General features: G+C 57.4%; 35 protein-coding genes. All 35 read left to right on the top strand.

The window, feature by feature from the left end; translation table 11 throughout:
* Positions 1–457: 457 nt before the first annotated feature.
* Positions 458–829: a 30S ribosomal protein S12 gene (rpsL, locus tag EMQ_RS08530; protein WP_010666058.1), complete on the top strand. Its 372-nt coding sequence runs from the start codon at positions 458–460 to the stop codon at positions 827–829.
* A 14-nt stretch (positions 830–843) separates the two neighbouring features.
* Entirely contained in the window at positions 844–1,320 is a 477-nt protein-coding gene (rpsG, locus tag EMQ_RS08525; protein ID WP_010666057.1) for a 30S ribosomal protein S7, read from the top strand.
* 101 nt (positions 1,321–1,421) lie between these two features.
* Positions 1,422–2,612, top strand: a complete 1,191-nt coding sequence (gene tuf, locus EMQ_RS08520) for an elongation factor Tu (RefSeq protein ID WP_010666056.1) — start codon at positions 1,422–1,424, stop codon at positions 2,610–2,612.
* Positions 2,613–2,758: 146 nt separating this feature from the next.
* Positions 2,759–3,067 carry a 30S ribosomal protein S10 gene (gene rpsJ / locus EMQ_RS08515; RefSeq protein ID WP_007282720.1) on the top strand — a complete coding sequence of 103 codons (309 nt, stop codon included), beginning with the start codon at positions 2,759–2,761 and terminating at the stop codon, positions 3,065–3,067.
* Between the two features lie 10 nt (positions 3,068–3,077).
* Entirely contained in the window at positions 3,078–3,761 is a 684-nt protein-coding gene (gene rplC, locus EMQ_RS08510) for a 50S ribosomal protein L3 (RefSeq protein WP_026200129.1), read from the top strand.
* Positions 3,762–3,766: 5 nt separating this feature from the next.
* A complete protein-coding gene (rplD, locus tag EMQ_RS08505) occupies positions 3,767–4,381 on the top strand; it encodes a 50S ribosomal protein L4 (protein ID WP_010666054.1) in 615 nt (204 codons plus the stop codon).
* Between the two features lie 35 nt (positions 4,382–4,416).
* Positions 4,417–4,713, top strand: a complete 297-nt coding sequence (locus tag EMQ_RS08500) for a 50S ribosomal protein L23 (RefSeq protein ID WP_180952759.1) — start codon at positions 4,417–4,419, stop codon at positions 4,711–4,713.
* Between the two features lie 16 nt (positions 4,714–4,729).
* Positions 4,730–5,560: a 50S ribosomal protein L2 gene (gene rplB / locus EMQ_RS08495; RefSeq protein WP_010666052.1), complete on the top strand. Its 831-nt coding sequence runs from the start codon at positions 4,730–4,732 to the stop codon at positions 5,558–5,560.
* A gap of 13 nt (positions 5,561–5,573) precedes the next feature.
* The gene (gene rpsS / locus EMQ_RS08490) at positions 5,574–5,852 is read left to right on the top strand and encodes a 30S ribosomal protein S19 (RefSeq protein ID WP_010666051.1); all 279 of its coding nucleotides are present in this window, start codon (positions 5,574–5,576) and stop codon (positions 5,850–5,852) included.
* Position 5,853: 1 nt separating this feature from the next.
* Complete coding sequence (gene rplV, locus EMQ_RS08485) at positions 5,854–6,261, top strand: 50S ribosomal protein L22 (protein WP_010666050.1); 408 nt, start codon at positions 5,854–5,856, stop codon at positions 6,259–6,261.
* A gap of 2 nt (positions 6,262–6,263) precedes the next feature.
* The gene (gene rpsC, locus EMQ_RS08480; protein WP_010666049.1) at positions 6,264–6,941 is read left to right on the top strand and encodes a 30S ribosomal protein S3; all 678 of its coding nucleotides are present in this window, start codon (positions 6,264–6,266) and stop codon (positions 6,939–6,941) included.
* Between the two features lie 13 nt (positions 6,942–6,954).
* Entirely contained in the window at positions 6,955–7,371 is a 417-nt protein-coding gene (gene rplP / locus EMQ_RS08475) for a 50S ribosomal protein L16 (protein ID WP_010666048.1), read from the top strand.
* A 1-nt stretch (position 7,372) separates the two neighbouring features.
* Positions 7,373–7,606, top strand: a complete 234-nt coding sequence (gene rpmC, locus EMQ_RS08470; protein ID WP_010666047.1) for a 50S ribosomal protein L29 — start codon at positions 7,373–7,375, stop codon at positions 7,604–7,606.
* A gap of 11 nt (positions 7,607–7,617) precedes the next feature.
* Positions 7,618–7,890: a 30S ribosomal protein S17 gene (rpsQ, locus tag EMQ_RS08465; protein ID WP_010666046.1), complete on the top strand. Its 273-nt coding sequence runs from the start codon at positions 7,618–7,620 to the stop codon at positions 7,888–7,890.
* Between the two features lie 16 nt (positions 7,891–7,906).
* A complete protein-coding gene (gene rplN / locus EMQ_RS08460) occupies positions 7,907–8,275 on the top strand; it encodes a 50S ribosomal protein L14 (protein WP_010666045.1) in 369 nt (122 codons plus the stop codon).
* Complete coding sequence (rplX, locus tag EMQ_RS08455) at positions 8,275–8,595, top strand: 50S ribosomal protein L24 (RefSeq protein ID WP_010666044.1); 321 nt, start codon at positions 8,275–8,277, stop codon at positions 8,593–8,595. The genes rplN and rplX overlap by 1 nt, the downstream gene beginning before the upstream one ends.
* A gap of 10 nt (positions 8,596–8,605) precedes the next feature.
* Positions 8,606–9,172, top strand: coding sequence for a 50S ribosomal protein L5 (rplE, locus tag EMQ_RS08450; protein ID WP_010666043.1), 567 nt, complete (start codon positions 8,606–8,608; stop codon positions 9,170–9,172).
* Positions 9,173–9,316: 144 nt separating this feature from the next.
* Positions 9,317–9,622 carry a 30S ribosomal protein S14 gene (gene rpsN, locus EMQ_RS08445; protein ID WP_010666042.1) on the top strand — a complete coding sequence of 102 codons (306 nt, stop codon included), beginning with the start codon at positions 9,317–9,319 and terminating at the stop codon, positions 9,620–9,622.
* Between the two features lie 9 nt (positions 9,623–9,631).
* Positions 9,632–10,030, top strand: coding sequence for a 30S ribosomal protein S8 (gene rpsH, locus EMQ_RS08440; RefSeq protein WP_010666041.1), 399 nt, complete (start codon positions 9,632–9,634; stop codon positions 10,028–10,030).
* A 10-nt stretch (positions 10,031–10,040) separates the two neighbouring features.
* Positions 10,041–10,574: a 50S ribosomal protein L6 gene (rplF, locus tag EMQ_RS08435; RefSeq protein ID WP_010666040.1), complete on the top strand. Its 534-nt coding sequence runs from the start codon at positions 10,041–10,043 to the stop codon at positions 10,572–10,574.
* The gene (rplR, locus tag EMQ_RS08430) at positions 10,574–10,936 is read left to right on the top strand and encodes a 50S ribosomal protein L18 (protein WP_010666039.1); all 363 of its coding nucleotides are present in this window, start codon (positions 10,574–10,576) and stop codon (positions 10,934–10,936) included. The genes rplF and rplR overlap by 1 nt, the downstream gene beginning before the upstream one ends.
* 13 nt (positions 10,937–10,949) lie before the next feature.
* Complete coding sequence (gene rpsE / locus EMQ_RS08425) at positions 10,950–11,528, top strand: 30S ribosomal protein S5 (protein WP_010666038.1); 579 nt, start codon at positions 10,950–10,952, stop codon at positions 11,526–11,528.
* Complete coding sequence (rpmD, locus tag EMQ_RS08420; RefSeq protein WP_010666037.1) at positions 11,521–11,706, top strand: 50S ribosomal protein L30; 186 nt, start codon at positions 11,521–11,523, stop codon at positions 11,704–11,706. Before rpsE ends, rpmD begins: the two co-directional genes overlap by 8 nt.
* Before the next feature lies 1 nt (position 11,707).
* Positions 11,708–12,199 carry a 50S ribosomal protein L15 gene (rplO, locus tag EMQ_RS08415; RefSeq protein ID WP_010666036.1) on the top strand — a complete coding sequence of 164 codons (492 nt, stop codon included), beginning with the start codon at positions 11,708–11,710 and terminating at the stop codon, positions 12,197–12,199.
* Between the two features lie 125 nt (positions 12,200–12,324).
* Positions 12,325–13,686, top strand: a complete 1,362-nt coding sequence (secY, locus tag EMQ_RS08410; RefSeq protein ID WP_010666034.1) for a preprotein translocase subunit SecY — start codon at positions 12,325–12,327, stop codon at positions 13,684–13,686.
* Positions 13,683–14,351, top strand: coding sequence for an adenylate kinase (locus EMQ_RS08405; protein ID WP_010666033.1), 669 nt, complete (start codon positions 13,683–13,685; stop codon positions 14,349–14,351). The genes secY and EMQ_RS08405 overlap by 4 nt, the downstream gene beginning before the upstream one ends.
* A gap of 139 nt (positions 14,352–14,490) precedes the next feature.
* Positions 14,491–14,868 (top strand): 30S ribosomal protein S13, encoded by a 378-nt coding sequence (gene rpsM, locus EMQ_RS08400; protein WP_010666032.1) that lies wholly within the window; start codon positions 14,491–14,493, stop codon positions 14,866–14,868.
* Between the two features lie 110 nt (positions 14,869–14,978).
* Positions 14,979–15,371 carry a 30S ribosomal protein S11 gene (gene rpsK / locus EMQ_RS08395; protein ID WP_010666031.1) on the top strand — a complete coding sequence of 131 codons (393 nt, stop codon included), beginning with the start codon at positions 14,979–14,981 and terminating at the stop codon, positions 15,369–15,371.
* 125 nt (positions 15,372–15,496) lie between these two features.
* Entirely contained in the window at positions 15,497–16,516 is a 1,020-nt protein-coding gene (locus EMQ_RS08390) for a DNA-directed RNA polymerase subunit alpha (RefSeq protein WP_026200130.1), read from the top strand.
* A gap of 24 nt (positions 16,517–16,540) precedes the next feature.
* On the top strand, positions 16,541–16,966 hold the full coding sequence (gene rplQ, locus EMQ_RS08385) for a 50S ribosomal protein L17 (RefSeq protein WP_010669147.1): 426 nt from the start codon (positions 16,541–16,543) through the stop codon (positions 16,964–16,966).
* Between the two features lie 326 nt (positions 16,967–17,292).
* The gene (locus tag EMQ_RS08380) at positions 17,293–18,339 is read left to right on the top strand and encodes an ABC transporter substrate-binding protein (protein WP_010665867.1); all 1,047 of its coding nucleotides are present in this window, start codon (positions 17,293–17,295) and stop codon (positions 18,337–18,339) included.
* Between the two features lie 22 nt (positions 18,340–18,361).
* The gene (locus EMQ_RS08375) at positions 18,362–19,129 is read left to right on the top strand and encodes an ABC transporter permease (protein WP_010665868.1); all 768 of its coding nucleotides are present in this window, start codon (positions 18,362–18,364) and stop codon (positions 19,127–19,129) included.
* The gene (locus tag EMQ_RS08370) at positions 19,126–19,920 is read left to right on the top strand and encodes an ABC transporter ATP-binding protein (RefSeq protein WP_010665869.1); all 795 of its coding nucleotides are present in this window, start codon (positions 19,126–19,128) and stop codon (positions 19,918–19,920) included. Before EMQ_RS08375 ends, EMQ_RS08370 begins: the two co-directional genes overlap by 4 nt.
* Before the next feature lie 69 nt (positions 19,921–19,989).
* Positions 19,990–20,217 (top strand): hypothetical protein, encoded by a 228-nt coding sequence (locus EMQ_RS08365; RefSeq protein WP_010665870.1) that lies wholly within the window; start codon positions 19,990–19,992, stop codon positions 20,215–20,217.
* 124 nt (positions 20,218–20,341) lie between these two features.
* Complete coding sequence (locus tag EMQ_RS08360) at positions 20,342–20,518, top strand: DUF1328 domain-containing protein (RefSeq protein ID WP_010665871.1); 177 nt, start codon at positions 20,342–20,344, stop codon at positions 20,516–20,518.
* Positions 20,519–20,612 lie beyond the last annotated feature (94 nt).

Raw genomic sequence — 20,612 nt, 5'->3', positions numbered from 1 at the left:
TTTCCTGTGACAAGCATCAGACGGCTGGATGCGGATAACGCATATCACGATGGATTCTTTTCCCTATCGTGATGCCCGTTTTCACTGGTCAAACCAGCGATTCCGGGTTATGAGGCGCACAATTCGTTGCGTAACGACGCCAAAAAGCCGGTCCCAACGGAATGTTAATGTCAGTAAGGTCAGGAAACTGGCCCGAATCGTGGGAGTTTTCTTGACTCGCATGGTTCCGGGGCCTAGGGTCCGCCGCCTCAGCTTCATGCATTCCGGCTCACTGTCCGGGCAGGTTGTTGTCAAAGCAATTACAGCATGCGGTTCCATGTGCTCCTTGGAGGGTGCGTTAAGGCCGGATGTAAACATAGGCTCTCCGGATGCTGTATCCGGAGGGTGATTTTGAATGACAGTCGGCAACCGAAGTGAGGGTTCGCCGGCCGAACTGTGTAAGGATCGGGAAAGGCGCATGCCGACCATCAACCAGCTGATCGCCAAGGGGCGCGAGCCTGCGGCAAAGCGCAACAAGGTGCCTGCCCTTCAGGGCTGCCCGCAGAAGCGCGGCGTTTGCACTCGCGTTTATACAACCACTCCCAAAAAGCCGAACTCCGCGCTCCGTAAGGTCGCGAAGGTGCGTCTGACGAACGGCCATGAGGTGGTGAGCTATATTCCGGGTGAGGGTCATAACCTTCAGGAGCATAGCGTCGTCCTGATCCGTGGTGGTCGTGTGAAGGATCTTCCGGGTGTCCGTTACCACATCCTCCGTGGTGTGCTTGATACCCAGGGCATCGCAAAGCGCCGTCAGCGTCGTTCGCTCTATGGCGCTAAGCGTCCGAAGTAAGGGAATATCGAGGCATGAGTCGCCGTCACCGCGCTGTAAAGCGTGAGATCCTACCGGATCCGAAATTTGGAGACATCGTCATCACGCGTTTCATGAATGCGCTGATGTATGATGGCAAGAAGTCCACGGCTGAAGGCATCGTCTACGGTGCTCTGGATGTGCTGCATCGTCGTGGGGGTGCTTCCGCTGATCCTGTCGCCATGTTCCATGCGGCGCTGGATAACGTGAAGCCGGCCGTCGAGGTTCGTTCCCGTCGTGTTGGTGGTGCAACGTATCAGGTGCCTGTGGAAGTTCGCGCTGACCGTCGTCAGGCTCTGGCGATCCGCTGGCTGATCGATGCGTCGCGCAAGCGCGGTGAAAGCACGATGCAGGATCGTCTTTCCAACGAGCTGATGGATGCCGTGAATAATCGTGGCGCCGCGGTCAAGAAGCGCGAAGACACGCATCGTATGGCGGAAGCCAACAAGGCTTTCAGCCACTACCGCTGGTAACGAGCGCTTTTTTATGTGTGTTGCGGTGTTCCGGGTTGGGTGCCGCAGCAGAAATTGCTAACAACCGCATCCCGTCTATAGATGGGTAACGGAGAGAAACGATGGCAAAGGCTAAATTCGAGCGTAATAAGCCGCATTGTAATATCGGCACCATTGGTCACGTTGACCATGGAAAGACGTCGCTCACCGCTGCGATCACGAAGACGCTGGCCAAGACGGGCGGCGCTGAGTTCAAGGCATACGACATGATCGACGCCGCTCCCGAAGAGCGCGCTCGTGGTATCACCATCTCCACGGCTCACGTTGAGTATGAGACGGCAAAGCGTCACTATGCTCACGTCGACTGCCCGGGTCACGCTGACTATGTGAAGAACATGATCACCGGTGCTGCCCAGATGGACGGCGCGATTCTGGTTGTGTCCGCTGCTGACGGCCCAATGCCGCAGACCCGTGAGCACATCCTGCTCGCCCGTCAGGTCGGTGTTCCGGCTCTGGTCGTGTTCCTGAACAAGGTTGATCAGGTTGATGACCCTGAGCTGCTTGAGCTGGTCGAGATGGAAGTGCGTGAGCTTCTTTCTTCCTATCAGTTCCCGGGCGATGAAATTCCGGTGATCAAGGGTTCCGCTCTTGTTACCCTGGAAGATGGCGATCCGGAAATTGGCGAGAACCGCGTCAAGGATCTGATGGACGCTGTTGACTCCTACATCCCGCAGCCGGAGCGTCCGGTTGACCGTCCGTTCCTGATGCCGATCGAAGACGTGTTCTCGATCTCTGGTCGTGGCACGGTTGTAACGGGTCGTGTCGAGCGTGGCGTTGTCAATACAGGTGACGAAGTTGAGATCGTTGGCATCCGTCCGACGACCAAGACAACCGTGACCGGCGTTGAAATGTTCCGCAAGCTGCTTGATCGTGGTGAGGCTGGCGACAACATCGGCGCCCTGCTGCGTGGCACGAAGCGTGAGGACGTTGAGCGTGGTCAGGTTCTGGCCAAGCCGGGCTCCATCACGCCGCACAAGAAGTTCAAGGCTGAGGCTTACATCCTCACCAAGGAAGAGGGTGGTCGTCACACGCCGTTCTTCACGAACTACCGTCCGCAGTTCTACTTCCGCACGACCGACGTCACTGGCGTTGTTCACCTGCCGGAAGGCACGGAAATGGTCATGCCGGGCGACAACATCGCTATGGACGTCGAGCTGATAGCTCCGATCGCCATGGATGAAGGTCTCCGTTTCGCTATCCGCGAAGGTGGCCGCACGGTTGGTGCAGGCGTGGTCGCTTCGATCACTGAGTAAGACGGGGCAGGTGCCCCATAGCCCTTGATTGGGTGGGCCCTGAACTGAGTGTCCCCGGTCGGAGTGATCCGGCCGGGGTCTTACTTGGCGGTGGGATATCCCGGGCAGACCCTGACCGGATTAGAAAGTTGGACTGAAACAAGACGATGGACAACCAGAACATCCGCATTCGCCTAAAGGCGTACGATCATCGCGTGCTCGATAACAGCACGAAAGAGATCGTCAACACGGCGAAGCGTACGGGTGCGCGGGTTCGGGGTCCTATCCCGCTGCCGACGCATATCGAACGGTTCACTGTGAACCGCTCACCCCACGTGGATAAGAAAAGCCGCGAACAGTTCGAAATTCGGACTCACCGCAGGCTGCTCGACATTGTCGAGCCGACCCCGCAGACCGTGGACGCCCTCATGAAGCTCGACCTCGCCGCTGGCGTTGATGTCGAGATCAAACTCTAAGGTCCAGACGATGCGTACCGGATTGATCGCAAGAAAGCTGGGTATGACCCGGCTGTTTAAGGAAGATGGCACTCATGTGCCCGTCACTGTTCTGCATCTCGATGATGTGCAGGTGGTTGATGCCCGTACCGAAGAGCGCGACGGTTACACCGCTGTGCAGCTCGGTCTTGGCAAGGCCAAGGTGAAGAATGTCACGAAGCCGAACCGCGGCCATTATGCCCGCGTGAAGGTCGAGCCGAAGAAGGCCGTGCGCGAATTCCGCGTTGCTGCCGACGCCGTTCTCGAGCCAGGCACCCGTATCCTCGCCTCCCACTTTGTGGTTGGTCAGAAGGTGGATGTCACAGGCACGAGCAAGGGTAAGGGATTTGCTGGCGCCATGAAGCGCTGGAACTTCGCCGGTCTCGAAGCTTCTCACGGTGTGTCCATCTCTCACCGTTCACATGGTTCTACCGGTAACCGTCAGGATCCCGGCAAGACCTTCAAGAACAAGAAGATGGCTGGTCACCTTGGTGATGAGCGCGTGACGACATTGAACCTGGAAGTGGCTGCGGTCGATCCGGAGAAGAATCTGGTCATGATTCGTGGTTCCATCCCGGGCGCGAAGAACGGACTGGTCATGGTCCGTGACGCGATCAAGAAGGCCCGTCATGCAGAGGCGCCGTATCCGGCAGCCGTTGCGACGGCGGAGGGCTGAGGACGATGGAACTCGATATCAAAACCCTCGATAACGGCAGCGCCGGCACAGCCACGCTTCCGGACGAGATTTTCGCTGTTGCACCGCGTGCCGACATCATGGCGCGTGTGGTTCACTGGCAGCTGGCCAAGCGCCGCGCCGGCACCCACAAGGTGAAGGGCATGGGCGAGGTCTCCGGTACGACGAAGAAGCCGTACCGCCAGAAAGGTACTGGCTCTGCTCGTCAGGGCTCGCTGCGCGCTCCGCAGTATCGTACCGGTGGTGCGGTTCATGGTCCGGTTGTTCGCGATCATGGCTATGACCTTCCCAAGAAGGTGCGTCGTCTCGGTCTGATCTCCGCTCTTTCCCAGAAGGCGAAAGACGGCAAGCTGATCGTTCTTGATGCAGCAGATGGTGTGACGAAGACTGCTGAGCTGGCTGTAAAGCTGAAGGCTCTGGGTCTGACATCCGCTCTGATCGTGGACGGCACAGTGAACGAAGGTTTCGTTCGCGCTGCCCGCAATCTGCCGAAGATTGACGTCCTGCCGACCATCGGCGCGAACGTCTATGACATTCTCAACCACGACGTCCTTGCGGTCACCCGTGCTGGCGTTGAAGCCCTCAAGGAGCGACTGGCATGACAAATGTGCTTGCGATCCGCAAGAAGGCGGAAAAGATGTCGCGCGAAGCGCTCTACGACATCGTTCGTGCGCCGCTGATCACCGAAAAGGCGACGGCGATGTCCGAGAAGAACCAGGTGGCCTTCAAGGTCGCCTCCTCGGCCACCAAGCCTGAGATCAAGGTCGCGGTTGAGACTCTTTTCGGCGTCAAGGTCGTCAGCGTTTGCACGCTGGTTCAGAAGGGCAAGACGAAGCGTTTCAAGGGTCGTCCCGGACAGCGCTCCGATATCAAGAAGGCGTTCGTACAGCTGGCGGAGGGTCAGTCGATTGACCTGACCGCCAAGCTGGCGTGACGCGGGGTATCTACACATGGCATTGAAGCACTTTAATCCCGTCACGCCGAGCCTTCGTGGCACGGTGCTGGTGGACCGAGCTGACCTGTGGAAGGGCAAGCCGGTCAAGCAGCTGACCGAGGGCAAGAACAAGTCCGGTGGTCGTAACAATCATGGTCGCACGACGTCACGCTTTCGTGGCGGCGGTCACAAGCAGTCCTATCGCTATGTCGACTTCAAGCGTCGCAAGCTGGACGTGCTGGGCACCGTTGAGCGTCTGGAATATGATCCGAACCGTACGGCGTTCATCGCGCTGATCAAGTACGAAGACGGCGAGCTGGCCTATATTCTGGCTCCGCAGCGCCTGAAGGTTGGTGATCAGGTCATCGCGGGCACCCGCGTTGATATCAAGCCGGGCAATGCTATGCCGCTGGCTTCGATCCCCGTCGGAACGATCGTGCATAACATCGAGCTGAAGCAGGGCGCTGGCGGCAAGATGGCTCGTTCGGCAGGCACCTACGCCCAGCTGGTCGGCAAGGACTCTGGCTATGCCCAGATCCGCCTGCAGTCCGGTGAGCTTCGCGTTGTGCGCGGTGAATGCTTCGCAACGGTTGGCGCGGTGTCCAATCCGGACAACATGAACCAGCACATGGGCAAGGCTGGCCGTATGCGCTGGCTCGGTCGCCGTCCGCACAACCGTGGTGTCGTCATGAACCCGGTCGACCATCCGCATGGTGGTGGTGAAGGCCGGACCTCGGGTGGCCGTCATCCGGTTACGCCGTGGGGCAAGCCGACCAAGGGTTACAAGACACGGGTCAACAAGCGTACGGACAGTCTGATCATCCGTCGCCGGAAGACCGGCAAGTAAGGGGCAATAAGAGATGGCACGTTCCGTCTGGAAAGGCCCGTTCGTAGACGGGTATCTGCTGAACAAGGCCGAGGCGTCACGCGCGTCGGGTCGTAACGAGGTGATCAAGATCTGGTCACGTCGTTCCACGATCCTTCCGCAGTTCGTTGGTCTGACGTTTGGTGTTTATAACGGTCACAAGTTCCTCCCGGTTCAGGTGACTGAAAACATGGTTGGCCACAAGTTTGGCGAATTCTCTCCGACCCGTACCTTCCATGGTCACGGTGCGGACAAGAAGTCGAAGCGAGGCTGAGATGAGCAAATCCAAGCATCCTCGCGTTCTGGCTGAGAACGAAGCACAGGCAATCACGCGGAATATCCGCGTGAGCCCCCGCAAGCTTGGTCTTGTTGCTGGTCTGATCCGCAACAAGCCGGCTGCTCAGGCAGTGGCGACTCTCACGTTCTCCAAGCGTCGTATCGCTCAGGACGTGAAGAAGACACTTGAGAGCGCGATTGCGAACGCCGAGAACAATCATCAGCTGGACGTTGACCAGCTGGTTGTGAAGACAGCCGATGTGGGCAAGTCGATCGTGATGCGTCGCTTCCATGCACGTGGTCGTGGTCGTTCCGCTCGCGTCGAGAAATTCTTCAGTCATCTGAAGATTGTCGTGGCCGAGCGTGCGCCCGAGCCTGAGGCAAAGACGGAAGAGAAGGCGGCCTGACGATGGGACATAAAGTCAATCCGATCGGGCTTCGGCTCGGTATCAACCGCACCTGGGACAGCCGCTGGTATGCAGATGCTGACTATTCCCGGCTGCTGCATGCAGATCTGAAACTGCGCGCTTTCCTGCGTCGCAAGCTGGCTGGTGCGGGTGTTTCCCGCGTGGTCATCGAGCGTCCGGCAAAGAAGCCGCGTGTGACGATCTATGCTGCGCGTCCAGGCGTTGTCATCGGCAAGAAGGGCCAGGACATCGACGCACTCCGCAAGGAGCTGACGAAGATGGCTGGCACGGAAGTCGCGCTGAACATTGTCGAAATCCGCAAGCCGGAAATCGATGCGACACTGGTGGCTGAAAACATCGCCCAGCAGCTGGAACGTCGCGTGGCATTCCGTCGTGCCATGAAGCGTGCGGTTCAGTCGGCCATGCGTCTCGGCGCCCAGGGTATCCGAATCAACTGCTCGGGTCGTCTTGGTGGCGCTGAAATCGCTCGTATCGAGTGGTATCGTGAAGGTCGTGTGCCGCTGCATACACTTCGTGCCGACATTGATTATGGAACTGCAACAGCGAAAACGACCTACGGCACCTGCGGTGTGAAGGTTTGGATCTTCAAAGGTGAGATCCTTGCCCAGGACCCGATGGCCCAGGATCGTCGCGCCGCTGAGCAGGCGCCGCAGCGCTGAGGGATAGAGAACAATGCTTTCTCCAAAGCGGACTAAATTCCGCAAGGCCCACAAGGGCCGCATTCATGGCTTGGCCAAGAGCGGCACGCAGCTGAATTTCGGCGCGTTCGGTCTCAAGGCTCTTGAGCCGGAGCGTATCACGGCACGCCAGATCGAGGCGTCCCGTCGTGCGATCACCCGTGCGATGAAACGTGCTGGTCGCGTGTGGATTCGCATCTTTCCGGATCTTCCGGTCTCGACAAAGCCTGCCGAAGTGCGTATGGGCTCCGGCAAGGGATCTCCGGAATACTGGGTGGCCCGTGTTAGACCGGGTCGTATCCTGTTCGAGATCGAGGGGGTTCCACCAGAAGTGGCGCGTGAGGCGCTCGCTCTTGGTGCTGCGAAACTTCCGATCAAGACGAAGTTCGTGACCCGAATCGGAGAGGCATAAGATGAGCAAGGCACTCAAGCCGGCTGATCTGCGTGTGAAATCCGTTGATGAGTTGCAGGCGCTTCTTCTCGATCTGAAGCGCGAGCAGTTCAATCTTCGGTTCCAGCAGGCCACCGGTCAGAATGAAGGGGCAAGCCGCGTGCGTGTTGTTCGCCGTGACATTGCCCGTATCAAGACGATCGTAGCTCAGGCTGCGAAGAAGACTGCCGCGGCTGGTGCTGCGGCCAATTCCTGAGGGAGCGGCTAATGCCTAAGCGCATTCTCAGCGGGCGCGTGACCAGCGACAAGATGGACAAGACGATTACCGTTCTTGTCGATCGTCGTATCATGCACCCGCTTTATAAGAAGTTCATTCGTCGCTCTAAGAAGTATGCGGCGCATGATGAACTTAACGTATGCAAGATTGGAGACGCGGTTCGCATCGAAGAATGCACACCGATTTCCAAGCGCAAGACCTGGACGGTCATCTCACGCAACGGCGAAGTCGTTGGTGATGTTGCGTCCGGGAACGCTGCGTAACAGGGGTATAAGGTAAATGATCCATCCCGAGACCAACCTCGAGGTCGCCGATAATTCAGGCGCACGTCAGGTGCAGTGCATCAAGGTGCTGGGCGGCTCCAAGCGGAAGTCTGCCTCGGTCGGCGACGTGATCGTCGTTTCCGTCAAGGAAGCGATTCCCCGTGGCAAGGTGAAGAAAGGTGACGTCCATCAGGCCGTCATCGTTCGGACGTCCTACCCGGTGCGTCGTGCAGACGGCAGTGCGATTCGCTTCGACCGCAACGCGGCTGTGCTGATCAACAAGCAGCAGGAGCCGATCGGTACGCGTATCTTTGGCCCGGTTGTCCGTGAGCTGCGTGCGCGCAAGTTCATGAAGATCATCTCGCTGGCGCCGGAGGTGCTGTAATGGCTGCTCGTATCAAAAAGGGTGACACCGTCGTCGTAACGACCGGGTCTTCCAAGGGCGTTCGCGGTGAAGTTCTCTCGGTTCTGCCGGTCGAGAACAAGGCTGTTGTCCGTGGCGTTGCGGTTGCAAAGCGCCACAAGCGCGCAACGCGCATGGGTGAGGAAGGTGGTATCATCGAGCGCGAAGCGCCGGTGAATCTCTCCAACCTTGCTCTGATCGATCCGAAGAGCGGCAAGCCGACCAAGGTTGGTTTCCGTGTTCTTGATGATGGTCGCAAAGTTCGAGTCGCCAAAGCGACCGGCGAAGTGATCGAAGGCTGAGGAGGGACTGATGGCTACCGAAAATACGCACGTCGTCCCTCGCCTTAAGGCACGATATGAAGCTGAGCTGGCTGGCAAGCTGCGTGAGCAGTTCGGCTACAAGAATGTGATGCAGGTTCCTCGTCTTGAGAAGATCGTTCTCAATATGGGCGTGGGCGAAGCTGCTGGTGATCAGAAGAAGCTTGACGCTGCTCTGAATGAAATGATGCTGATCGCTGGTCAGCGTCCGGTCAAGACAGTGGCGAAAAAAGCAATCGCGGGTTTCAAGATCCGTGAAGGTCTTCCCATCGGCTGCAAGGTGACCCTGCGTCGCGCGCGGATGTATGAGTTTCTTGATCGTCTGGTGACGATTGCGATGCCGCGCATTCGTGACTTCCGTGGTCTGCCTGCGAACAAGGGCTTTGACGGACGTGGCAACTTTGCTCTGGGGCTGAAAGAACAGCTGATCTTCCCGGAGATCGAATACGACAAGGTTGACCAGGTTCGTGGCATGGACATCATCTTCGTCACAACGGCGAAGACCGATGCCGAGGCAAAGGCGCTCTTGAAAGCTTTTGATCTTCCCTTTATGGGGTGAGCCAACACGGCTTGATCGTTCCCTGTGGCCTTTGCGGGCCTCAGGGTGTTTTAGCCTGATGGAAACTCTGTTGACGTCAGGTAGTATGTAAGGTTTTGGAAAACCGCTGGAATGGTCCGGCAGGTTCCGGAGGGTAAATCAGGCATGGCCAAGATTTCCGCCGTCAACCGTAACGCCAAGCGCGCCTATATGGCTCAGCGCGATAAGGCGAAGCGGCTGGCGCTTAAAAATATCGTGATGGATCGCACCCTTCCCATGGAAGATCGCTTTGAGGCTTCCCTCAAGCTTTCCGAGCTTCCCCGGAATGGTTCCCGCGTTCGTGTGCGCCTGCGCTGCAAGCTGACAGGTCGTTCGCGCGGTAACTACCGTAAGTTTGAGCTGTGCCGTATTGCGCTGCGTGACCTGGCTTCGAATGGCCAGATCCCGGGCGTGGTCAAGGCGAGCTGGTAAGGGGCGGCAATGTCACTTTCTGATCCCTTGGGTGATATGCTCACCCGTATCCGTAACGCACAGCGCGCTCGTCATGCCGCGTGTGTTGCGCCGGCATCACGGCTGCGCGCCAGCGTGCTTGAGGCTCTGAAGCGTGAAGGCTACATTCGTGGCTTCGCGGTTGAGGAAATCCGTAAGGGTATTTCCCAGATCCGTATCGAGCTGAAATATTCGGAAGGCGAGCCGGTGATCAAAGAGATCCACCGTGTGTCGCGTCCGGGACGTCGCGTCTATTCCAAGATCAAGGAATTGCCGCGTGTCTATGCTGGCCTCGGTGTGTCGATCCTGTCGACGCCGCGTGGTGTTCTCTCCGACGCAGAGGCTCGCGCCGCCAATGTTGGCGGCGAAGTTCTCTGCCGCGTATTCTGAGGAGGGATAGATGTCACGCGTAGGCAAATATCCCGTTGAGGTTCCTGCCGGAGTGACTGTCAGCATCAACGCTGGCATTCTGACGGCTAAAGGTAAACTCGGCGAGCTTAAGCTTCCATTGTCTCCTCTGGTTGAGACGACGGTCGACGAGGGTAAGGTTGCGGTCAAGCCTCTCGGTTCTCTGGCCCAGGCCCGGATGATGTGGGGCACGACCCGTGCTCTCGTCGCTTCCATGGTCAAGGGTGTTTCCGAGGGCTATTCGAAGACGCTTGAAATTACAGGAACGGGTTTCCGTGCTGCTGTGCAGGGATCCAATCTTGTGATGAACCTCGGCTACTCTCATGACGTCGTGTATCCGATTCCTCAGGGAATCAAAATCACGACGCCGCGTCCGACAGCCGTGGTCGTCGAAGGCATTGACAAGCAGCGTGTTGGTCAGGTTGCGCTTGATATTCGCAACTTCCGTAAGCCGGAGCCCTACAAGGGCAAGGGCGTGCGTTATGAGACCGAGACCATTCGTCGCAAGGAAGGCAAGAAGAAGTAATGAGCACTCAGCAGGAATTGCGGGAACGGCGGCGCAAGCGCCTTCGCTTCCAGCTCCGCCGCAAGGCCGGCGGGCGTCCGCGCCTGTCGGTGTTCCGTTCAGGCAAGAACATCTATGCCCAGGTGATCGACGATGCCGCCGGCCTTACAGTGGCCGCCGCATCCTCTCTGGACAAAGAGTTCCGTACGGGCGGTGCGACTGGAGCAAACCGGGATGCTGCAGCGGCTATCGGCAAGCTTGTTGCCCAGCGTGCGGTTGCCGCCGGTGTGACGCAGGTTGTGTTCGATCGCGGCTCCTATATCTATCATGGGCGCATCAAGGCGCTCGCGGAGGCTGCCCGCGAGGGCGGTCTCTCGTTCTGAGGAGGGGCGCGTAATGGCACGTGAACCGAGAGAAGGTGGTCGTGGTCGCGACCGCGATCAGCGTCAGGACCGTGAAGGTGATGATCTGATCGACAAGCTCGTGACGATCAATCGTGTTGCGAAAGTGGTTAAGGGCGGTCGTCGCTTCGCTTTTGCTGCACTGGTTGTCGTGGGTGATCAGAAAGGTCGCGTTGGATACGGAGCGGGTAAGGCTCGTGAAGTTCCTGAGGCGATCCGTAAGGCTACTGAAAAGGCGAAGCGCGGCATGATCCGCGTTCCCATGAAGGAAGGTCGTACGCTGCATCATGACGTTGCCGGTCACTTCGGTGCTGGTAAGGTGGTTCTTCGTTCGGCGGAAGCTGGAACGGGGATCATCGCTGGTGGCCCGATGCGCGCCGTGTTCGAAAGCCTTGGCATCAACGACGTTGTCGCCAAGTCGCTTGGAACGCGTAACCCGCATAACATGGTGAAGGCGACGTTCGCGGCGCTGGAGCGTTGTGCTAGCCCGCGTGCGGTTGCTAACCGCCGTGGCAAGAAGGTCTCTGACATTCTTGGCAAGCGCGAGCAGGTAGCGGAGGGCGCAGATGTCTGAGGCTAAAACTGTTCGTGTCACACAGATTGCGTCCGGGAACGGACGTAAGCCAGGTCAGCAGGCAACGCTCGTCGGTCTGGGTCTGAACAAGATTGGTCGCACGCGCGAGCTGCAGGATACACCGTCAATTCGGGGTATGCTGAACAAGGTAGCCCACCTGGTGAAGGTGGAGGATTGAAATGAAACTTCATGAACTCCGCGATAACGAGGGTTCTCGTTATCGCAAGAAGCGCCTTGGACGTGGTATCGGCTCTGGTAAGGGCAAGACCTCGGGTAAGGGTGTAAAAGGTCAGAAGGCTCGTGAGGGTGTTTCCCTGAATGGCTTCGAGGGTGGTCAGCTTCCGCTGTATCGTCGTATGCCGAAGCGGGGATTCAAGAATATCTTCCGTAAGGTCTATGCTCCGGTGAACCTTGGTACACTTGAGAAGGCTATTGCTGACGGTAAGCTGGAAGCCGGATCAGTGATCAATGAGGAAGCTCTTCGTAAGGCTGGGCTGGTCGGTACGGGCAAATATGCCGGTATCCGTCTGCTTGCTGACGGTGAGATTTCCCGGGCAGTGACTGTTGAAGTTGCTGGTGCATCTGCATCGGCTATTGCTGCAGTCGAGAAAGCTGGCGGGTCTGTTAAGACCCTCGTCGCAGCTCGGAAAGAAGCCAACGCGGCTTCCTGACATGACTGTGAAGGCAGAACCAATTCTGCCTTCCAGGTTATGTAAGTTTGATTTGCAGGCGTTGGTGTCTGCCACGACAGCGCCCCGCTTTGCGGTGGCGCTGTTTTTTGTGAAAGGACAGGCGTATGGCCTCGGCGGCTGAGCAACTCGCGGCCAATTTCAATCTGGGCTCCTTCGCCAAGGCGACGGAACTCAAGAAGCGGATCTGGTTCACGCTGGGAGCCCTGATCGTCTATCGTCTGGGCACCTATATCCCTGTCCCGGGCATTGACGCGAAGGTGATGGGGCAGCTTCTGGCCCAGCATCAGGGTGGCATTCTGGGCATGTTCGACATGTTCACGGGCGGCGCACTTGGGCGCATGACCGTGTTCGCCCTGAACATCATGCCCTACATCTCGGCTTCGATCATCATTCAGTTGATGTCGACAGCCATTCCCTCGATGGAAGCTCTCAAGAAAGAGGGCGAGCATGGACGGAAAAAACTCAACCAGTATACGCGTTACCTGACAGTCGCGATCGCCTTCTTTCAGGCATACGGCATTGCGGTCGGGCTTGAGCGAATGAGTTCATCGGCCGGGTCCGCCGTGGTCAATCCGGGACTGTTCTTTCTCGTCTCCTGCGTTTTCACGCTGGTAGGTGGAACCATGTTCCTGATGTGGCTTGGTGAACAGATCACGTCACGAGGAGTCGGGAACGGTATCTCGCTGATTATCTTCGCCGGCATCGTTGCAAATCTGCCGCATGCCTTGGCGACACTGTTTCAGCTTGGATATACCGGTGCGCTCTCGCCGTTCTTCGTGCTGGTGTTTCTGGTGCTGGCGGCGCTTACGATCGTCTTTATCGTATTCATGGAGCAGGCGCAGCGTCGTGTTGTGATCCAGTATCCCAAGCGTCAGATGGGCAATCGCGTTTTCGGCGGCGAATCGACTCATATGCCGTTGAAGGTCAATACGGCTGGAGTGATCCCACCGATCTTTGCTTCTTCCGTGCTGCTGATTCCCGTCACCATTGCGGGCTTCATGAACGGAAAGGGGATGCCGGGCTGGTTGTCATTCCTCGGACAATCATTAGGTCAGGGACAGCCGCTCTACATGCTGTTCTACGCGCTGATGATCGTCTTCTTTTCCTATTTTTATGCGGCGGTCACGTTCAATCCGGAAGAAACAGCCGACAACCTGCGTAAGCAGAGTGGATTCATTCCTGGCATTCGTCCGGGTGCATCAACAGCGGCTTATTTCGATGGAATCCTGACCCGTCTGACGACGATCGGTGCGCTTTACCTTGTCGCTGTCTGTCTGCTGCCTCAGATTCTGATCAGTCGCTATAATGTGCCTTTCTATTTTGGTGGTACAAGCCTGATCATCATCGTATCGGTGACAATCGATACGGTTACCCAGATCCAGTCTCATCTGGTGGCGCACCAGTATCAGGGGCTGATCCAACGTAATCGAAAGAGCGGTTCCAATCGGAGGATCGTCCGCAAATGAATATTATTTTTCTTGGTCCGCCGGGCGCGGGTAAAGGCACCCAGTCCAAGCGGCTTGAGGCGCGCTATGGTATCGCCCAGATTTCAACGGGTGATATGCTGCGCGCTGAAGTGAAGGCCGGGTCCGATATTGGCCGTGAAGCAAAATCGCTGATGGATGCGGGAAAGCTTGTTCCTGACACCATCATCGTCAGCATGCTGGAATCCCGCATTCAGCAGCCTGACTGCGCCAAGGGCTTCATTCTTGACGGCTTTCCGCGGACGGTGGCGCAGGCTGAGGCGCTGGACGTTGTTCTCGCACGCCTCTCCCGCCAGATTGACGTTGTTCTGATGCTGGAAGTGGATGAGGACGCTCTGGCTGATCGTATCGCCGGTCGCTTCTCCTGTGCGAAATGTGGCGCGAGTTATAACGACGTGTCCAAGCCAACACAGGTGGCGGAGACATGTGATCTGTGCGGTTCGCATGAGTTCACGCGACGGGCGGATGATAACCGTGAGACGGTGACATCCCGACTGACAGCCTACAGAAACGAGACGCTTCCTCTCCTGCCTTATTATGAGGACAAGGTGATGGTTGCGTTCATTGATGGCATGGCGCCCATCGATGAAGTGAGCGGACAGATCGACTCAACGATGACGGAAGTCGAGAAGCTCACGCAAAAGTGATCTATCTGGATTGACTCTTCATGCCTGCCCGGTCTATTGCGCGCGCTCTGGACCGCATGGTCGCCTGGCGATCAAAAGGGCGGCAAATTAATTCGAATCAACGCCGGACGCGCAGTCGGGCGGACTAGGAGTGTGTAGCGTGGCGCGTATTGCCGGCGTTAATATCCCAACGAACAAACGTGTTGTGATCGGACTGCAGTATATTTACGGCATCGGTCAGACAAAAGCTCAGCAGATCTGCAAGAACCTTGGTTTGCCTGACGCAAAGCGCGTCAACGAACTGAGCGACGACGAGATCATGAAGATCCGTGAGACCATTGATAACGACTATCGCGTCGAGGGCGACCTGCGTCGTGAAGTTGCGATGAACATCAAGCGTCTCATGGATCTGGGTTGCTACCGTGGCCTTCGCCATCGTCGTGGCCTGCCTGTGCATGGACAGCGGACGCATACCAATGCGCGTACCCGTAAGGGTAAGGCTGTTGCCATCGCTGGTAAGAAGAAAGTAGCGCGTTAATCAATACGCCTTCGGGCGTATCAGACAAATTCAGGTATCTGCCGGTTTTGTGCCGGCAGTTGCCGGGCGGGCTCAATCCGCCCTTACAGTGAAAAGGCAAGGCGACAGACATGGCGAAGGCCGCTGCACCGCGTATCCGCAAGAAAGAACGCAAGAACATTATCTCGGGCGTGGCGCATGTGCTCTCCACGTTCAACAACACGATGATCACGATTTCTGACGCCCAGGGGAATGCCATCGCATGGTCCTCCGCTGGTGCGCAGGGTTTCAAGGGTTCGCGTAAATCCACACCGTATGCAGCACAGGTTGCTGCTGAAGACGCAGGCCGCAAGGCTCGCGAACACGGCATGGAAACGCTGGACATCGAAGTTTCGGGTCCGGGTTCGGGACGTGAGAGCGCTCTGCGTGCTCTTCAGGCTGTTGGCTTCCAGATCGCCTCGATTCGCGATCTGACGCCTGTGCCGCACAACGGCTGCCGTCCGCGCAAGCGTCGTCGCGTCTGATTGAGGTTCCTGTTCCGGAAAGTGGTCCACCATTTTCCGGAGCGGGGTCTTTATTGAAGTTGCCCCGGCTTTCGGTCGGGGTTTCCGCCGTCTTGTTGCGGCCCCCTTATTGAAAGGCCGAGACCTTGGTGCTCCAGAAAAACTGGCAATCACTGATCAAGCCGGAGAAGCTGGAAGTCGAACCCGGCTCCGTCCCGTCTCGCGTGGCGACGATCGTTGCCGAGCCGCTGGAACGCGGCTTTGGTATGACGCTCGGGAATGCTCTGCGTCGCGTTCTTCTTTCTTCTCTTCAGGGCGCGGCGATCACCGCGATCCAGATTGACGGTGTTCTGCATGAATTCTCGGCTGTGCCGGGTGTGCGTGAAGATGTTACGGATATCGTCCTGAACATCAAGCAGCTCGCTCTCAGCATGCATGGCGAGGGCCCGAAACGCATGGTGCTCACGGCGACCGGACCGGGCGAAGTCAAGGCCGGTCAGATCCAGACGGGGCACGGCATTGAGATCATGAATCCGGATCTGGTCATCTGCACCCTCGATGAGGGTGAGAAGCTGGGTATGGAATTCACCGTGAACATCGGCAAAGGCTATGTTCCGGCTGCGGCGAACCGTCCGGAAGACGCGCCGATCGGGCTTATCCCCATCGATGCGATCTACTCCCCGGTGAAGCGCGTGTCTTACAAGGTTGAGCCGACCCGTGTGGGTCAGGTGACCGACTTTGACCGTCTGCTGCTGACTGTTGAGACGAATGGCGCCGTGACGCCTGAAGATGCTGTCGCTCTGGCGGCGCGTATTCTTCAGGATCAGCTGCAGCTGTTCATCAACTTCGATGAGCCGCGTCCTGTCGTTACGACGGAGCCGCAGGATGACCTGCCGTTCAACCGCAACCTGCTGCGCAAGGTTGACGAGCTTGAGTTGTCGGTGCGTTCGGCGAACTGCCTGAAGAACGACAACATCATCTATATTGGCGATCTGGTTCAGAAGACCGAGCAGGAAATGCTCCGTACGCCGAACTTCGGTCGTAAATCACTGAACGAGATCAAGGAAGTCCTCACCACCATGGGACTTTCACTTGGCATGAATGTTCCGGCGTGGCCGCCGGAGAATATTGAGGATCTGGCGAAGCGGCTCGACGAGCCCTTCTGATCCGCGACAACAGGAGACTTAACAATGCGTCATGGTGTTGCCGGTCGGAAGCTCGGCGTTACCTCCACCCATCGTGCAGCGATGTTCCGCAACATGGCGGTCGCTCTGATCAAGCACGAACAGATCACGACGACCCTGCCGAAGGCGAAAGAACTTCGCCCGGTTGTTGAGAAGCTGATCACGCTCGGCAAGCGCGGTGATCTGCATGCCCGTCGTCAGGCTTATGCCCAGCTGCGTGACGATGCGATCGTCAGCAAGCTGTTCTCGGCTGTCGCCGATCGCTACAAGGCTCGTACGGGCGGTTACACGCGCGTTCTGAAGGCTGGCGTTCGTTATGGCGATGCGGCTGATATGGCTGTGATCGAGCTGATCGATCGTGACGTGAATGCGAAGGGTCAGGACAGCGGTCCGCGCCCGGTTGCTCACGAAGAGGCTGATCTGGCTGCTTGAGCCATTTCATTTCAGAAAAAAGCCGGTCCCTGGGGCCGGTTTTTTTTTGCCTGCAATATAGGCGACCAATTTTTCAGAGCCCTGCTCATCAGGAAAAGAGACACAGCTTCTTTGATTCTGCGGACTGAAATGGATGAGCGGCGGGCAAGGTTTTCCCTTGGTCATCTCTCCCAATTTGAAATTGGAAAATCACTCTAATAAATACAAACTAAAATAGTAATATATAAAAATAACGATTATATTTTGTTTGTATTGTTGTTGTCCGCCGTTCTCAGTGATAGATTTGTTTCATCTTCAGGTGATGCACTCACGAACAGGGGTCGTTTATGGCGTTCCGAAATAAACTTAGAAAGCTGGTGACAGGCGCAATCGCTGCTGCGGGCATGACATTGGCAGTTGCACAGGCAGCAACCGCAACCCCTGTTCGCATCGGTTATATCCCGGTTCTCGGATCTTCAGCACTGTTTGTTGTGGACGGAGAAGGATGGGCGAAGACAGCCGGACTGGATCTGGAACTGGTCAGATTTACTTCTGGTCCTCAGGCCATTCAGGCGCTCGTTGCCGGTCGTATTGATGCCTATGTCGCGGGTGTCCTGCCGTTGCTGCAGGTGAGATCACGCGGTGTAGACGTCAAGGTTGTCGCCAGCGGGGCGATCGAGGAACTGTCGGTGATTTCGCGTGGCAAGCTCGCCGAAGGACTGGATGCAGGCAAACCCGGTGGCCTGACAAAAGAGCAGCTTACGGTCCGTATTGCGGATTTCACAAAAGCTGCAGGACGCAAGCCCAAGATCGCGGCGCAGCCAACGGGTTCGGTGCCGGATACGGTGCTGCGTTACTGGCTTAAGGCGCAGGAAGGACAGGATCTCTCCTGTGTTGATATTATCGGGATTGATATTGATGCGGCCCAGCAGGCCTTTCTGGCACAGGCCGTTGATGCTGCCATTTTGCGAGAGCCTGCTCTGACCATCATTCAGATGCGGGTGCCGGAAGCCCGTATTCTGGCGACAGGTCACGATCTGTTGCCGGGACAGCCCGGATCGGTTCTGGCGGTGGTCAGTCCGAACTCCCCCGAGCATGCGCCCTGGTCCGGCAAGTTGACTTCGCTGTTCGTCAAGGGAACGGATCTGATTGCAGCGCACCCGGAAGAGGCTGCTCCATTTGTGGCGAAAGCTCTGGGTGGTGGTCTGATGAAACCCGCCGTGATCGAGCAGGCTCTGAAGAACTCAGCGGCGCAGTTTGTCTCTGACCCTGAGAAAATCATTCCCGGAGTAAAAGCGCTTCAGGATTTTGAGGTGCAGCAGGGTGTTCTGCGTTCGGCAGTACCGGTAGAGGATCTGTTCGATCTAAAGATGTGGCGTCAGCCTGCGCCGTAAGGGCAGGATTAGAGGGTTTGGGATGAATGGTTTGCGTATAGGCGCCGGAGGCCGGATCGGTCTCGGTGCCGTGGGTCTGCTGCTGCTGCTGGCAATCTGGCAGGCGTCAGTGCAGTTTCATCTCGTCCCGCCCGGTCTGCTCCCTGCGCCAACCGAACTCTGGGCGGCCTTTGTTTCAGAAGTATCGGGCGGCTTTTGGGTTCAGGCCATCAAGGACAGTCTTGTCCATTATATCGCCGGGTTGCTCATCGGCTCCGTTCTGGGTGCCGGTGCGGGGCTTGTCTGCGCTTCCATTCCCATCGTCGATGCTCTGACAGGTGGCGTTGTTCGTCTGCTGCGCCCAATACCCGGACTGGCCTGGGTGCCGTTCGCCATTCTCTGGTTTGGCCTGAACAATGTGGGCGCGACCTTCGTCATCGCCATTTCGGTTTTCTGGATTAATTTCTACGCCGCCTATGGGGCCGTCAAATCGGTCGATCAGGAACTGTATGAGGTGGCGGCCGCTTTCGGACATCGCGGATTTTTGGCGCGTTTGCATTATGTGACGCTGCCTGCCGCGATGCCGGGTCTGCTGGCTGGCCTTCGTACGGGGCTTGGGCAGGGCTGGATGTCGGTGGTGGCTGCTGAACTGTTCGGCGTGCCGGGCGTGGGAGCCCGCATGATGCAGGCGTCCAGCCTTCTCGCGACCGATATTGTGGTTGTCTATATGATTACGATGGCGGGCCTCTACGCATTGACGGATTTTCTGTTCGGTCTCGTGAGGGATCGGGTGCTGAGGTGGCAGGGATGAGTGATATGACCTCTCTGGTGCGTGTGCAGGATGCCGGTCTTTCTCATGATGGCGGGAAAAATTTCATTTTTCGCCATGTGGATCTGGAGATCGAGGAAGGGCAGTTTGTTGCTGTTCTCGGTCCGTCCGGTGTGGGAAAATCCACCCTTCTGCGTGTGATTATGGGACTGATCGCGCCGACAGAAGGCACAACGACACTATCGACTGCCCGTGAGCAGCAGACCGGAAGCCGACGCTCCGCGCTGGTGTTTCAGGATGCACGCCTGATGCCTTGGCGGACGGTGCGGGGAAATGTGGAGCTTGGTCTGGAAGGGCTTGGGCTCAGTCGCAGTGAACGGCACCAGCGTGCGGAGGACTCTCTGGAGTTGGTAAAACTTTCTGCCGAAGCGTCCCGCTGGCCGCGGCAGCTTTCTGGTGGACAGCGGCAGCGTGTCGGTGTCGCGCGGGCGTTGACAGTGAATCCGGACCTCTTGCTCATGGATGAACCTTTCGGTGCGCTGGATGCGATCACGCGTAAAAATCTTCAGACCGAACTGCTGGCGATCTGGCAGAAGACACGAAAAACCGTGTTGTTTGTGACCCATGACATTGACGAGGCGCTGCTGCTGGCGGACCGTATCATTGTATTGGCAGGCAAGCCAGCATCCGTAAGAGGCGATCTCAAGGTGGGGAAGCGTCCACGTGATCCATCTTCTCCGGGGCTGCGAGCCTTGGCTGGTCGTCTGAGGAGTCTGATCGCCGGTGAGGAAGATCCGGGTGATACACCGTATTGGCAGGCCGCTGAGATTTGAAATGGCGCTGGCCCGGGTTGTGAATGGGAAGCAGAGTACGGCTCCTGAAGCCTGAAAGAGGAGAGGGTAATGGCTAACGGTCACTCAGATGAGAACGACTACACGCTGGAAAGTGGTATTGAGTCTCTGCAGAGCGGTATTTCTGGTGGAACGCAGGCTACAGGCTCACGCTTGAGCGATGTCTTTGAAGATGGGTGTGATGTGTTGCGGGATGTGACCGTGGATACACCCCGTCTGAGTGTGGGTATTGCTCTGCTTCTGGGGAGTGTCTTTGGAATGTGGCTGGCGCGCCGGTAAGCCGGGGCGGGATAATCGTCCGTTTTTGCAAGAATTTTCCTGTCAGGCCCAGTTTTTCATGCAACCGGTCCCTCCAGTAGCTGTTTACGGGTAGTAATACATTCTCATCATAGGAGAAGATGACGTGCTCAGGCTGGCTCTGTTTTTTCTGATTGTTTCGATCATCGCGGGCCTGTTCGGGTTTGGAGGCATCTCCAGCGCTGCTGCAGGTATGGCGAAAATTCTGTTCTTTATTGCGGTGCTTATCTGCGTGGTGCTTTTTGCGCTGGTGCTCATAGGGGTGGGGGCAGCCTCCAGATAAGGCTGGGGAAGCAGTCATACAGGAAGCGGAAACATCAAAAGGTGTTTCCGCTTTTTTTTGCTCGTCAGGCTTTGCCTGAAACCCCACAAAGGAA

The organism is Acetobacter aceti NBRC 14818 (assembly GCF_000193495.2).
Taxonomy (GTDB): Bacteria; Pseudomonadota; Alphaproteobacteria; order Acetobacterales; family Acetobacteraceae; genus Acetobacter; species Acetobacter aceti.
Note: the sequence above shows the minus strand (reverse complement) of the source record. Positions and strands in the feature narration are given on the sequence as shown.